The organism is Tsukamurella asaccharolytica (genome assembly GCF_007858435.1).
GTDB classification, from domain to species: Bacteria; Actinomycetota; Actinomycetes; order Mycobacteriales; family Mycobacteriaceae; genus Tsukamurella; species Tsukamurella asaccharolytica.
The window spans coordinates 166034-179117 of record NZ_VIGW01000006.1 but is presented as its reverse complement, the minus strand read 5'-3'; the positions used below and the strand labels follow the sequence as shown (position 1 = coordinate 179117).

Here is a 13084-nt window from a genome sequence, read left to right as displayed (position 1 = left end):
CGGTGCCTGACGCCGCCCCCTCCTCCGTCCCCGCCCTTTCCGGACTGACCAGGGCGGTCGCCGCCGATCCCGACATCGCCGCCTTCGCGGAGGCCGCGGGCAGGCCCGACCTCACCGTCACCGCGGTCGACGGGGCGCGTCCGTTCCTCGTCGCGGCCCTCGCCGACCGCGTGCCCGTCCTCGTCGTCACCGCCACCGGGCGCGAGGCCGACGACCTGACCTCCGAGCTGCGGGAGATGCTGGGCGACGGTGCCGTGGCCCAGTTCCCCAGCTGGGAGACCCTGCCGCACGAGCGCCTCTCGCCCGGCGCCGACACCGTCGGGCGACGCCTGCAGGTGCTGCGCCGCCTGGCCCACCCGGAGGACGCGCAGTACGGCGAGCCCCTGCGGGCCGTGGTGGCGACGGTCCGCTCCCTGGTGCAGCCGATGGCGCCCGGACTCGGCGACGCCCCGTCGATCACGCTGCGCGAGGGCGTAGAGCACGACTTCGACCGGCTCGTCGAGACCCTGGTGGAGCTCGCCTACACGCGGGTCGACATGGTGGGCAAGCGCGGCGAGTTCGCGGTGCGCGGCGGCATCCTCGACGTCTTCCCCACCACCACGGATCTGCCCGTGCGCGTGGAGTTCTGGGGCGACGAGATCACCGACCTGCGCGCCTTCTCCGTGGCCGATCAGCGCTCGCAGCCCGAGGTCGAGCTGGGCACCGTGCACGTCTACCCCTGCCGCGAGCTGCTGCTCACCGCGGAGGTCCGCGAGCGCGCGGCGGCGCTCAAGGCCGAGCACGAGTCGGACGCCGCCCTGGTGGAGATGCTGGAGAAACTCTCCCAGGGCATCCCGGTGGAGGGCATGGAGGCCCTGATCCCCGCGCTCGTCCCGGGCGAGCTGCAACTACTCACCGACGTCCTGCCCGCGGGGGCGCACACCCTGCTGCTCGATCCCGAGAAGATCCGCACCCGCGCCGCGGACCTCGGCCGCACCGGGCAGGAGTTCCTCGAGGCCTCGTGGACCGCGGCAGCCCTCGGCTCGGCCGCTCCCCTGGACCCGTCGGGCATGAACCTGGGCGCCAGCGCCTACCGCGCTCTCGACGAGGTGCACGACTCCGTCTCGGCGGCCGGGCGGCCGTGGTGGACCGTCTCGCCGCTGGCGGCCGGACCGGAGGAGGGGCCGGACCACCTCACCGTGCGGGTCGAATCCGCCCCCGCGCCCAGGGGTTCCGAGGCCGAGGCGGAGAAGCTGTTCGCGACGCTGCGCGCCCATGCCGCGTCCGGCGGCACCGGCGTGATCGTGGTCGCGGGTCAGGGGACGCGCGCCCGCATCCTGGAGCGACTGCGCGACGCCGAGGTCCCCGCCACCGAGCTGGACGCGGGCGCCGCCCCGGAACCGGGCACCGTCGGCGTGCTGCGCGGCAGCCTGCAGACGGGCCTGACCGCGCCCGCCGGGAAGCTAGTGCTGCTCGCCGAACCCGACCTGACGGGCAACCGGGTCGCCGGCGTCGGCGACGGCCGCCGGCTTCCGGCCAAGCGCCGAAACCAGGTAGACCCGCTCGCGCTCACCGCGGGCGACCTCGTGGTGCACGACGAGCACGGCATCGGCAAGTTCGTCGAGATGATCGAACGCACCGTGGCGGGCGCCCGCCGCGAGTACCTGGTGATCGAGTACGCGCCGGGCAAGCGGGGACAGCCGGGCGACAAGCTCTTCGTCCCGATGGAGTCGCTGGACCAGCTCTCCCGGTACGTCGGCGGCGAGATGCCGGCCCTGTCGAAGATGGGCGGCAGCGACTGGCAGAACACCAAGCGCAAGGCGCGCAAGGCCGTCCGCGAGATCGCAGGCGAGCTGGTACAGCTCTACGCGGCCCGCAACGCCGCGCCCGGCCACGCCTTCGCCCCCGACTCCCCGTGGCAGCGCGAGATGGAGGACGCCTTCCCGTTCACGGAGACCGTCGACCAGATGACCGTGATCGGCGACGTGAAGGCCGACATGGAGAAGGCCGTCCCGATGGACCGTGTCGTCATCGGCGACGTCGGCTACGGCAAGACGGAGATCGCGGTGCGCGCCGCTTTCAAGGCCGTCCAGGACGGCAAGCAGGTCGCTGTGCTCGTGCCGACGACGCTGCTCGCGCAACAGCACCTGAAGACCTTCGAGGAGCGGATGCAGGGCTTCCCGGTCACGGTCAAGGGCCTGTCCCGGTTCACCGACAAGCTCGAGACGCGGACGGTGCTCGAGGGCTTGGCCGACGGCAGCGTCGACGTGGTGGTGGGCACCCACCGGCTGCTGCAGACCGGCGTGCGGTGGAAGGACCTCGGCCTCGTCGTGGTCGACGAGGAGCAGCGCTTCGGCGTCGAGCACAAGGAGCACATCAAGGCCTTGCGCACCAACGTCGACGTGCTCACCATGAGCGCCACCCCGATCCCTCGCACGCTGGAGATGAGCATGGCCGGCATCCGCGAGATGTCCACCATCCTCACGCCGCCCGAGGAGCGCCATCCGGTGCTCACCTACGTGGGCGCCTACGACGACAAGCAGGTGGCCGCCGCCATCCGCCGCGAGCTGCTGCGCGACGGCCAGATCTTCTACGTGCACAACCGGGTCAGCTCGATCGACCGGGCCGCCAAGCACCTCCGCGACTTGGTCCCCGAAGCGCGGGTCGTCGTCGCGCACGGCCAGATGGGCGAGGAGGCCCTGGAGAGCACCGTGCAGGGCTTCTGGAACCGCGAGTTCGACGTGTTGGTGTGCACCACCATCGTCGAGACCGGCCTCGACATCTCCAACGCCAACACCCTCATCGTGGAGCGCGCCGAGAACCTCGGCCTCTCTCAGCTGCACCAGCTGCGCGGACGCGTGGGCCGCTCCCGCGAGCGCGGCTACGCCTACTTCCTCTACCCGCCGGAGAAGCCGCTCACCGAGACCGCCTACGACCGGCTCGCGACCATCGCGCAGAACAACGACCTCGGTGCCGGCATGGCCGTGGCCATGAAGGACCTCGAGATCCGCGGCGCCGGCAACGTTCTCGGCGCCGAGCAGTCCGGGCACGTGGCGGGAGTGGGCTTCGACCTCTACGTGCGGCTCGTCGGCGAGGCGGTGGAGGCCTACCGCGCCGCCGCCGACGGCACCCCGATCACCGTGCCCGAGGAGCAGAAGGAGGTGCGCATCGACCTCCCGGTGGACGCGCACATCCCGCCCGACTACGTCACGAGCGACCGGCTGCGCCTGGAGGCCTACCGCAAACTGGCCGCCGCGCACGACGATACGGCCGTCGCCGAGGTGCTCACCGAGCTCACCGACCGGTACGGCCCGCCGCCGGTGGAGGTGGACCGCCTCGCGGCGATCGCCCGGCTGCGCTCGCTCGCGCGGGACGCGGGCGTCACCGAGATCACGGTGACCGGCACCAATCTCCGCATCGCGCCGATGGAGCTGCTGGACTCGCAACAGATGCGCCTCAAGCGGCTCTACCCCAGCGGCTCCTACCGCGCCGCCACCCGCACCATCACCTTCCCCGTCCCTCGCGTGGGCGGGGGCGGCGTCGGCAGCGAGCGGGTGCGCGATATCGAGGTGCTGCAGGCCGTCGCCGATTTCCTGGCCGCGATGGCGGGCAAGGGCGCCGGCTACTGGCGCCTCGATCAGCCGCCCCGCGCCGTCGCGGCGGAGGCCCCGTGAGCGGGGCGCGCGGCACCGTCGTCCTGCTCGACCCCGCGCTGCCGACGCTGCTGCCCGTCGCGGCCCTCGGGCGGCTCACCGGCCCCGTCTATTACACGGAGGAGCTGCCGGTGCGGCTCGCGTGGCATCTGCCAGACGGGCGGCCCGCACTCGGCGCGGAACTGCCCGACGGGGCGGTGCTGCTCACCTCCGACGACTCGCACCCCGCCGCCGCCGCACTCAGGGCGGCCGGCGCCGACGTGATCGCCGCGCCCCGGCCCGCCGGGCTCGCCGTGCTCGACACCGTCGCCCTGATCGACCGGCTGCGACGCGAGGGCCCCTGGGAGTCGGAGCAGACGCACGCGAGCCTGCTGCGCTACCTGGTGGAGGAGACCTACGAGGTCGCGGACGCCGTCGCCGCGCTCGAGGATCCCGACGATGGTGCCGCGGCCGCGGCCGAGCTGCGGAGCGAACTCGGCGACCTGCTGCTGCAGGTGGTCTTCCACGCACGGATCGCGGAGGAGGGCCCGCACCCCTTCGCCATCGACGACGTGGCGCGCACCCTGTCCGCGAAAGTGCGGCGGCGCACGCCGCACCTCGCCGACGGTGCCGACGTCGACGTGGCGACGCAGGCCGAGAACTGGGAGCGGCAGAAGCGGCTCGAGCGCGGCGACCGCGCCTCGGTGCTCGATTCCATCTCGCTCGGCCAGCCCGCGTTGGCGCTGGTGGCGAAGGTCTTCGAGCGGCTGCGCACCGTCGACTTCCCGGCCGAACTGGTGCCGGACGACGTGCGCACCCTCACCGTCGACCCGACGGTGACGGACGCGGCGTACGAGCTGGACTACCGGCGACGGGTCCTGGCGTTCATGGAGCGGGTGCGCGAGGCCGAGGCGCTGATGGCGTCCGACGGGGTAGAATCGTGGGCCACGGCCTGGGGGGCCGGCAGCGCCGGGAACCCCGAGGCACGGCCCGGACGTTGAGATCGCGTCCCCACGTTGACGGCAAGAGAGTTCACGGCAAGGTCATGGTCAGTTCCCGCCTGCGCGCTGCGCTGGTAGTCGGCGTCGCGTCGACGGTGCTCGCCGGCTGCGGCGCGATCGCCCCGCGCCCCGAGATCCCGCAGGGCATTCCGCCCGGCGCGGGCGCTCCCGTGCCCTTGATCAATGTGAACGGCCCCGGCCGCACGGCGGACCTGCTCCGCGACTGGGCCACGCCCATCAGCGTGGCCACCGGCATCCCGCGCATCTCGCTCGAGGCCTACGGCAATGCCGCGGAGGCGACGCGACAGCGAACGCCCGAGTGCGGCATCACGTGGACCACCCTGGCGGGCATCGCGTTCATCGAGAGCAAGCACGGCACCTATCACGGTGCGACGATCGCGCCGAACGGCAAGGTTTCGCCGCCCATCCGCGGAGTGCCGCTGGACGGCACGAACGGCAACATGGAGATTCGGGCCACCGGTACCGATCCGCACCGCCCGAACGCGACGTTCGACGCGGCGATGGGCCCGTTCCAGTTCATCCCCGAGACCTGGCAGCGGTTCGGGGTGGACGCCAACGGCGACGGCCAGGCCGACCCGGACAACATCGACGACGCCGCGATGACCGCGGCGCGCTACCTGTGCGTCTCGGGCAAGGACCTGACCACGGCGAGGGGCTGGGAGAAGGCCGTGATGGTCTACAACCAGTCCCGCAAGTACCTGCTCGACGTGCGCGACGCCGCCGCCGCCTATTCGATCAACGTGCAGCCGTAGCCCTCACGCGAGCCCTCACGCGTCGGCGCGGGCGGAGTCGAGCTGTGCCCGCAGGTCCGCGCACTCGTCCTCCAGGGCCAGGATGCGCTCCACGCCCGGGAGGTTGACGCCGGTGGAGACGAGTTCGGTGATCCGGCGGATCCGTGCGATGTCGTCCTCGCTGTACCGGCGCGTGCCGCCCGCGGTGCGCTGCGGCCGGATCAGGTGCCGCCGCTCGTAGAGGCGCAGCGTCTGGAGGCCGACCTGGGAGAGCTCGGACGCCACCGAGATGCTGTACACGCCGAGATCGGAGCGCACGCGTTGCGTCTGCGTCATCGCACTCCTCCTTCGCCCGTGAGTTCCCGATGCACCGCAGCACTGCTGCGTCCGCAGTGCTGCGTCGCTCGGGATGGATAACCTGATCACTTCACTGTAGATTCTGCGCCCGCCTGCGGTGGGCCCACCCGCCGTCCCCGCGGAGCCGGTCCGCGGGGACGGTCAGGAGTGCGGGACCTCGACCAGGGGCGGCAGGTCCCGGACGGCGGCGTCGTAGGCGTCGATCAGCCACGCCGCCGACCGGTCCGCGATGAGCACACCGGCCCCGTCTTCGAGGGCGCCGTCGAAGAACCGGACCCGCCACGGCGCACCGGCGTCCTCGTCGGCGAGGCCGATCAGCACGTCCGTGTTCGTCGCGAGCAGGTACCGACCGAGCTCGAATTCGACCCGCAAGGCGTACTGGCCGTCGACGTTCTCGACTCGCGCGCTCCGCTGCGTCGACACCTCCAGCGCGTGCAACGCGTCGGTGTACCGCCCGGTGAATTCTGGCCTGCGGGGCACGGCGTCTCGATTCTCGTCGACTGACCGCGGCCGCGAACCGGGCCGGGCGGCCCACGTTACGCGACGCGCGACCGCTTCCTCTCCGCCACCGCAGCGGACGCCTCGTCCCGGAGGGTGTGCAGCCGTTCCCCGGCCGCGTCGACGAGGCCTGCGGCGGTGTCCGCGGCGTCAGCCAGCACCGGACGCGCACGGTCCACGGCGTCGTCGACCACCGGCTTGACCTTGTCCACCGCGTCGGCGATCGCCGGCTTCGCCTTCTCGACGGCGTCGCTGATCGCCGGCTTCGCCTTCTCGACCGCACCTGCGACCGCGGGCTTGGCCTTGCCGATCGCGCTCGCGCCGTACTCCTGGACCGCGTGGGCCCGCTCCTGCCAGGGCTTCTCCTCGCCGGGACCGCCGGGCGTGATCGCCGAGACGGTGTCGGAGACCCGCGCGGAGGCGCGCTCCGCCGCTCGCCGTGCCCGCCACGTGACACCGGGCTTGCCCTCGGTGTCGAAGCCCGCGATCAGCAGGCCACCGAGCAGCGACAGGTTCTTCACGAAGTGCAGCTGCTGCTCGCGACGGACCTCGGGATCCGACTCCTCCCAGAACGCGTGGTCGACCACCGTCGCGGGCACGAGGGTGCCGGCGAGGGCCAGCGACGCGAGCCGCGGTGCCCGCCCGATGGCGAGCAGCAGGCCCCCGCCGAGCTGGACGCCCGCGTTGATCCGTACCCAACTCTGAGCACTCGTCGGCAGCGCCGTCGACTCCGGAAGAGCGTCGGTGGCCTTCTCCACGAGCGGGGCGACGGTGTCGGCCTTCCGCCCTGGATCGGTCGTCAGGCCGGTGTAACCGGTGTAGACGAAGATCGAACCGAGCAGAGGTCGTGCGATCCGTCGAATCATTGTCCAGCTCCCATCATCATCGAGTCTCGGGCCGTCGGAGCGGCCGCGATCTGCAGGGCGAGGGGCGACAGCATCAGGTGCTGCGGTCGATCACCTCTCGCTCCCTACTGAAATCTATGTCGTGTGGAACAGATTTCACGCTATGGCCGGAGCTGATTCCTGTCAACGGATACGCCAGAAAGGAGGTGTCAGGGACGCCGAAGGCCGCTGTCACCTGCGCATATTCAATAGTGTGTCGCGCGTCACAGTGGGTCTTGGGCCCGGATCGCTCGTCGATTCGCAGGAGACGACGGCGGCGGCGAACCGCAGGGAATGCCCACCCCGTCGACACCGGATCCCCAGGTTCGCGGCGCACCGTCGAACCATGAACCTCAACAGAAAGAACCTCGCCGCGGCCGGATTCCTCGCGATCTCGGCCTTCACCGTCACCCCCGCCCTCGCCGCCGCCGACACCCCGTCGATGTACGACTCGTGCAGCTCCACCCAGGAGGGGCAGCGCATCACCACGCCGAACGGCGACACCCTCGAGTGCGTCGAGGTGGACACCGGCTCCGGATACGACTGGGAGGCGCCGAACTGAGACCGGCCTGCCCGCAGGACAGCCCGCCACACCCGGATTGCGTACACACACCCCGCTTGCCGGGTGTGCTCGCGCAGTTCGGGTGTTCTCGCGGTCTCGCACCCGAAATGCGCGCAGCCCGGCGGCGTCGGGCCCCGATCGCCGCGCTCACCGCCCCGGAGGTCGCGATCCGCCGCGTACTGCTCTCCCGCCAGGACTCGAACCTGAAATGTCTGAACCAAAATCAGAAGTGTTGCCGATTACACCACGGGAGACCGGGCCCGGGCTGGCGCGCGGAACCGTCGCCCAGCATTGTGCCACGGACGCTCCACTCGGGCGGTTCTCGTAGGATTGCGCCGACTCTCGGCGCGAACGCACGACACCGACGACACCTCAGGAGCAGCGATGGCGAACGGAACAGCGGTGGTGATCCTTGCCGCGGGCGCGGGCACGCGGATGCGGTCGAAGGTCCCCAAGGTGCTGCATACGATCGCGGGCCGCACGCTGTTGGGCCACGCGCTGCACGCCGCCGCGGGAATCCGGCCCGAACACCTCGTGGTGGTCGTCGGCCACGACCGCGACCGGGTCGCCACGGCGGCGCAGGCCACCGCCGGCGAGCTGGAGCACGAGATCCTCGTCGCTGTGCAGGAGGAGCAGCGCGGCACGGGCGACGCCGTGCAGGCGGGCCTGGGCGCCCTCCCCGCGGGCTTCACCGGCACCGTCGTCGTGACGGCCGCCGATGTGCCCCTCCTGGACACCGCGACGCTGCGCACGCTCCTGGGCACCCACACCGCCGGCGTCGGTGCCGCGGTCACGGTGCTGACCACCGCCGTCGCCGACCCGAGCGGCTACGGCCGCGTGCTGCGCACGCAGGACGGCCAGGTCACGCAGATCGTCGAGCAGAAGGACGCGACGCCCGAGCAGCTCGCCATCACGGAGATCAACTCCGGTGTCTACGCCTTCGACCACACCCAGCTGGTGGCCGCCCTGGCGCAGCTGCGTCCCGACAACTCGCAGGGCGAGCTGTACCTGACCGACGTGATCGGCATCGCCCGCGCGGCCGGCCAGCTCGTGCGCGGCGACCACGTCGCCGACGAGATGCTCGTGGCCGGCTGCAACGACCGGATCCAGCTGTCCCGGCTGGGCCGAGAGCTGAACCGGCGGATCGTCGAACGGCACCAGCTGGCCGGGGTCACCGTCGTCGACCCGGAGAACACGTACATCGACGTCGACGTCGAGATCGCCCAAGACGTCATCATCGCGCCGGGGACGCACCTGCGCGGCGCCACCGTGATCGCCGAGGACGCGGTGATCGGCCCCGACACCACGCTCGTCGACACCGAGGTGGGCGCCGGCGCGACGGTGCTGCGCAGCGAGGTGCACCTGTCGGTGATCCGCGAGAACGCGACCGTCGGGCCCTTCAGCTACCTGCGACCGAACACCGACCTCGGTCCGAAGGGCAAGATCGGCGCGTTCGCCGAGACCAAGAACGCGCTGATCGGAGCAGGCAGCAAGATCCCGCACCTGAGCTACATCGGCGACGCGACCATCGGCGAGGGCAGCAACATCGGCTGCGCGACGGTGACGGTGAATTACGACGGGGTGAACAAACACCGAACGGTGATCGGCGACCACGTGCGCATCGGATCGGACACGATGCTCATCGCACCGGTGGAGGTCGGCGACGGGGCATACAGCGGAGCGGGTACCGTGATCAAGCGCGACGTGCCGCCGGGAGCCCTGGCGGTCTCCGCCGCGGATCAGCGGAACATCGAGGAATGGGTACTCCACCGGCGTCCGGGCACCAGCTCGGCCGAGGCGGCCCAGCAGGCTATCGCGAGGATTGACGAGCAGTGAGCAACTGGATCGATAACCAGAAGAACCTGATGCTGTTCTCGGGGCGTGCCCACCCCGAGCTCGCGCAGCAGGTCGCCGACGAGCTCGGAGTGGAGGTCACCCCGCAGACGGCACGCGATTTCGCCAACGGCGAGATCTTCGTGCGCTTCGAGGAGTCGGTGCGCGGTAGCGACGCCTTCGTCCTGCAGAGCGCCCCGTACCCGGTCAATCAGTGGATCATGGAGACGCTGATCATGATCGACGCGCTCAAGCGCGGCTCGGCGAAGCGGATCACCGCGATCCTGCCCTTCTACCCCTACGCCCGCCAGGACAAGAAGCACCGCGGCCGCGAGCCGATCTCGGCGCGCCTGGTGGCGGACCTGTTCAAGACCGCGGGCGCCGACCGCATCATCACCGTCGACCTGCACACGGACCAGATCCAGGGCTTCTTCGACGGCCCCGTCGATCACATGCACGCGCAGACCATGCTCGCCGATCACGTGCGCGAGAACTACGGCACCGAGAACATGGTGGTCGTCTCCCCCGACGCCGGCCGCGTCAAGGTGGGCGAGAAGTGGGCCGACGCCCTCGACGGCGCGCCCCTGGCCTTCGTGCACAAGACCCGCGACCCCAACGTCGCGAACGAGGTGAAGAGCAACCGCGTGGTCGGCGACGTCGCGGGCCGCACCTGCGTCCTGATCGACGACATGATCGACACGGGCGGCACCATCGCCGGTGCCGTGGGCGTGCTCAAGGAGGCCGGCGCGAAGGACGTGATCATCGCGACCACGCACGGCGTCTTCTCCGAGCCCGCCACCGAACGGCTGGCGAACTGCGGCGCGCGTGAGGTCATCGCGACGAACACGCTGCCGATCCCGCCCGAGAAGCACTTCGACACGCTCACCGTGCTGCCGATCGCGCCGCTGCTCGCCCGCACCATCCGCGAGGTCTTCGAGAACGGCTCGGTCACGAGCCTGTTCAACGGCAACGCGTAGCGGCACCGTCGGAGGCGGCGGCTAGGTTGGGGTCATGGACGCGACGATCTACCACAACCCCCGCTGCACCAAGTCCCGCCAGGCGCTGGCCCGGCTCGAGGAGGCGGGCGCGACGGTGACGGTGGTCAAGTACCTCGATCAGGTGCCGTCGAAGCAGGAACTGGCGAAACTGATCGACGATGCCGGGCTCACCGTCCGGCAGGCCGTCCGCACCCGCGAGGCGGAGTACAAAGAGCTCGGGCTCGCCGACGCGACCGACGACGCGCTCCTCGACGCGATGATCGCGCACCCCAAGCTCATCGAGCGGCCCTTCGTGGTGACGGCGAAGGGCACCCGCATGGCCCGCCCGACCGAGGCCGTCGACGAGATCCTGTAGCGGAGGCGCGCACGCGGAGCCCCAGCGGGGCAGCACGCGGGTTCAGGCGTACGCGGGTTCAGGCGTACGCGGCGAAGACCGCGGCGAGGATCGCGCACACCGCGGCGCCGCTGACGGCGCCCGCCGCGAGGAGCGCGTGCGTCGTATAGGTGGCGTCCGAGGCCGGGCGGCGCGGCTCCGAGATCACGCAGGCTGCGACGACGCCCGCCAGCGCCGCCACCGCGAGTACCGCCACTACGATCCACGTCATCCCGACTCCCTCCGGTCCGTGACCCACGCCCGTCGCCGCCGAATCGAACCCGACGGCATGCGTTCGGACCATCATCGCACGCCCCGCCATCGGCGTCCCGAGCACCGATCCTTCGTCCCCGCCCGCCCCGGTCGACCTGCGTTAGGGTAAGGAACGTGGTCCCGAATCAAGTAGTGATCTCGCCGTTGACCCTCGCCGCGATGTTCGTCGTGGTGACAGTCGAAACCGGCCGGGAGGACCACGTCCACGAGTCGCTCGGCGCCCTCTCCGGGCTCACCCGCTCGGTCGCCTTCCGGTATCCGGACAAGCACCTGTCGCTCACGACGTCCTTCGGCTCCGACGCCTGGGACCGGCTGTTCTCCGGTCCGAAGCCGAAGTCGCTGCACCCGTTCATCCCGCTCGACGGTCCGCGGCACAGCGCGCCGTCGACCCCGGGCGACATCCTCCTGCACGTCAAGGCGAGCACTCTCGACATGTGCTTCGAGCTGTCGTGGCGCATCCTGGACGCGTTCGGCGACGCGGTCACCGTGGTCGACGAGGTCCACGGCTTCCGGTTCTTCGACGGCCGGGACCTCCTCGGTTTCGTGGACGGCACCGAGAACCCCGGGGGCGCCGCGGCGGTGGCCGCGACCGCGGTCGGCGACGAGGATCCCGCCTTCGCCGGCGGCAGCTACGTGCACGTGCAGAAGTATCTGCACGACATGTCCGCCTGGCGGGCGCTCTCGGTCGAGGAGCAGGAGCGCGTGATCGGGCGCAGCAAGCTCGAGGACATCGAGATGGCCGACGACGTGAAGCCGGCGAACTCGCACATCGCGCTCAACGTGATCGAGGACGAGAACGGCGAACAACTGCAGATCCTGCGGCAGAACATGCCCTTCGGCGAGCTCGGCAAGGGCGAGTTCGGCACCTACTTCATCGGGTACTCCCGCGACCCCGGCGTCACCGAACAGATGCTGCGCAACATGTTCATCGGCGACCCGCCGGGCAACACCGACCGGATCCTCGACTTCTCCACCGCGCACACCGGCTGTCTGTTCTTCACGCCGACGGGCGACTGGCTCGACGCCCCGCCCGACCTCCCCACCGCCGACGGCGCACCGTCGGCCGAACCGACCGGAACCACCACCCCCGCCCCCGCCGACGGCTCGCTCGGCATCGGCAGCCTGAAGGAAGGTACGTCATGAACAACCTGCACCGTCACCTCGCACCGGTCACCCCCGAGGCCTGGGAGGAGATCGAGACCGAGGCCTCCCGCACGTTCAAGCGGAACATCGCCGGCCGCCGCGTCGTCGACGTGACCGGCCCCGACGGGCCCGAGGCCGCCGCGGTCGGCACGGGCCGCCTGCTGCCCGTCGACGGCCCCGCGGAGGGCGTCCAGGCGCAGCTGCGCGAGAGCCGGCCGCTGGTGCGGCTGCGCGTACCCTTCACCGTCTCCCGCGACGCCGTCGACTCCGTGGAGCGCGGCGCGCAGGACGCCGACTGGGATCCGGTGAAGGCCGCGGCGAAGCAGCTGGCCTACGCCGAGGATCGTGCCGTCTTCGAGGGCTACGCCGCCGCATCGATCGCGGGCCTGCGGGCCTCCTCGTCGAACAAGGCCATCGCGCTGCCGAGCGACCCGGTCGATGTGCCCGACGCCGTCGCGGGCGCACTCGAGGACCTGCGGCTCGCGGGCGTCGACGGGCCGTACTCGGTGCTGCTCTCCGCCGACGTCTACACCTCGATCAGCGAGACCACCGACCACGGCTACCCCATCCGTGAACAGCTCAAGCGGCTGGTGGACGGCGAGATCATCTGGGCGCCCGCGATCGACGCCGGCTTCGTGCTCACCACCCGCGGCGGGGACTACGAGTTGCGGCTCGGCACCGACGTGGAGATCGGCTACCTGAGCCACGACGCGACCACGGTGCAGTTGTATCTGCAGGAGACGTTCACCTTCCTGGCCTACACCGCGGAAGCGTCGGTCCCGCTGACCTCCTGACGGAG

At 71.1% G+C, this 13084-nt stretch carries 13 protein-coding genes and 1 tRNA gene; 9 read left to right on the top strand and 5 right to left on the bottom strand.

Going from position 1 to position 13084, the window contains the following annotated elements:
- Window positions 1–2: 2 nt before the first annotated feature.
- The 3 genes from mfd to FK529_RS13335 are packed head-to-tail and all read left to right on the top strand — an operon-like array spanning window position 3 to window position 5385.
- Window positions 3–3653 (top strand): transcription-repair coupling factor, encoded by a 3651-nt coding sequence (gene mfd, locus FK529_RS13345; RefSeq protein ID WP_146561898.1) that lies wholly within the window; start codon window positions 3–5, stop codon window positions 3651–3653.
- The gene (locus FK529_RS13340) at window positions 3650–4612 is read left to right on the top strand and encodes a nucleoside triphosphate pyrophosphohydrolase (RefSeq protein WP_146561896.1); all 963 of its coding nucleotides are present in this window, start codon (window positions 3650–3652) and stop codon (window positions 4610–4612) included. Before mfd ends, FK529_RS13340 begins: the two co-directional genes overlap by 4 nt.
- Before the next feature lie 44 nt (window positions 4613–4656).
- On the top strand, window positions 4657–5385 hold the full coding sequence (locus FK529_RS13335) for a lytic transglycosylase domain-containing protein (protein WP_146561894.1): 729 nt from the start codon (window positions 4657–4659) through the stop codon (window positions 5383–5385).
- A gap of 15 nt (window positions 5386–5400) precedes the next feature.
- Here FK529_RS13335 and FK529_RS13330 read toward each other — a convergent pair whose 3' ends face one another.
- From FK529_RS13330 to FK529_RS13320, 3 genes are all read right to left on the bottom strand, one after another.
- A complete protein-coding gene (locus FK529_RS13330; RefSeq protein WP_146561891.1) occupies window positions 5401–5700 on the bottom strand; it encodes a MerR family transcriptional regulator in 300 nt (99 codons plus the stop codon).
- 162 nt (window positions 5701–5862) lie between these two features.
- Window positions 5863–6201, bottom strand: coding sequence for a hypothetical protein (locus FK529_RS13325; RefSeq protein WP_146561889.1), 339 nt, complete (start codon window positions 6199–6201; stop codon window positions 5863–5865).
- Between the two features lie 56 nt (window positions 6202–6257).
- Window positions 6258–7085, bottom strand: a complete 828-nt coding sequence (locus tag FK529_RS13320; protein WP_146561887.1) for a DoxX family protein — start codon at window positions 7083–7085, stop codon at window positions 6258–6260.
- Between the two features lie 364 nt (window positions 7086–7449).
- Between FK529_RS13320 and FK529_RS13315 the strand changes: the two genes are divergently transcribed.
- Entirely contained in the window at window positions 7450–7665 is a 216-nt protein-coding gene (locus tag FK529_RS13315) for a hypothetical protein (protein ID WP_146561885.1), read from the top strand.
- A 182-nt stretch (window positions 7666–7847) separates the two neighbouring features.
- Here the strand turns inward: FK529_RS13315 and FK529_RS13310 are convergent.
- Window positions 7848–7919, bottom strand: a tRNA-Gln gene (locus tag FK529_RS13310).
- Between the two features lie 130 nt (window positions 7920–8049).
- On the opposite strand from FK529_RS13310, the gene glmU reads away from it, so the two are divergent.
- Genes glmU through arsC form a run of 3 tightly spaced genes read left to right on the top strand, consistent with a single transcriptional unit; the run spans window position 8050 to window position 10851 of the window.
- Window positions 8050–9501, top strand: a complete 1452-nt coding sequence (gene glmU, locus FK529_RS13305; protein ID WP_146561883.1) for a bifunctional UDP-N-acetylglucosamine diphosphorylase/glucosamine-1-phosphate N-acetyltransferase GlmU — start codon at window positions 8050–8052, stop codon at window positions 9499–9501.
- Window positions 9498–10475 (top strand): ribose-phosphate diphosphokinase, encoded by a 978-nt coding sequence (locus tag FK529_RS13300; protein WP_146561881.1) that lies wholly within the window; start codon window positions 9498–9500, stop codon window positions 10473–10475. Before glmU ends, FK529_RS13300 begins: the two co-directional genes overlap by 4 nt.
- Before the next feature lie 34 nt (window positions 10476–10509).
- Window positions 10510–10851 (top strand): arsenate reductase (glutaredoxin), encoded by a 342-nt coding sequence (arsC, locus tag FK529_RS13295; RefSeq protein ID WP_146561879.1) that lies wholly within the window; start codon window positions 10510–10512, stop codon window positions 10849–10851.
- 58 nt (window positions 10852–10909) lie between these two features.
- Here arsC and FK529_RS13290 read toward each other — a convergent pair whose 3' ends face one another.
- A complete protein-coding gene (locus FK529_RS13290) occupies window positions 10910–11101 on the bottom strand; it encodes a hypothetical protein (protein ID WP_146561877.1) in 192 nt (63 codons plus the stop codon).
- 155 nt (window positions 11102–11256) lie between these two features.
- On the opposite strand from FK529_RS13290, the gene FK529_RS13285 reads away from it, so the two are divergent.
- Window positions 11257–12285, top strand: coding sequence for a Dyp-type peroxidase (locus FK529_RS13285; protein ID WP_269432093.1), 1029 nt, complete (start codon window positions 11257–11259; stop codon window positions 12283–12285).
- Entirely contained in the window at window positions 12282–13079 is a 798-nt protein-coding gene (locus FK529_RS13280; protein WP_146561875.1) for a family 1 encapsulin nanocompartment shell protein, read from the top strand. Before FK529_RS13285 ends, FK529_RS13280 begins: the two co-directional genes overlap by 4 nt.
- Window positions 13080–13084: the final 5 nt, after the last annotated feature.

Coding starts and splice junctions, on each gene's coding strand:
- glmU (WP_146561883.1), top strand. CDS start 8,050: ATGGCGAACGGAACAGCGGTGGTGATCCTTGCCGCGGGCGCGGGCACG.
- FK529_RS13335 (WP_146561894.1), top strand. CDS start 4,657: ATGGTCAGTTCCCGCCTGCGCGCTGCGCTGGTAGTCGGCGTCGCGTCG.
- FK529_RS13315 (WP_146561885.1), top strand. CDS start 7,450: ATGAACCTCAACAGAAAGAACCTCGCCGCGGCCGGATTCCTCGCGATC.
- FK529_RS13290 (WP_146561877.1), bottom strand. CDS start 11,101: ATGACGTGGATCGTAGTGGCGGTACTCGCGGTGGCGGCGCTGGCGGGC.
- arsC (WP_146561879.1), top strand. CDS start 10,510: ATGGACGCGACGATCTACCACAACCCCCGCTGCACCAAGTCCCGCCAG.
- FK529_RS13320 (WP_146561887.1), bottom strand. CDS start 7,085: ATGATTCGACGGATCGCACGACCTCTGCTCGGTTCGATCTTCGTCTAC.
- FK529_RS13330 (WP_146561891.1), bottom strand. CDS start 5,700: ATGACGCAGACGCAACGCGTGCGCTCCGATCTCGGCGTGTACAGCATC.
- FK529_RS13280 (WP_146561875.1), top strand. CDS start 12,282: ATGAACAACCTGCACCGTCACCTCGCACCGGTCACCCCCGAGGCCTGG.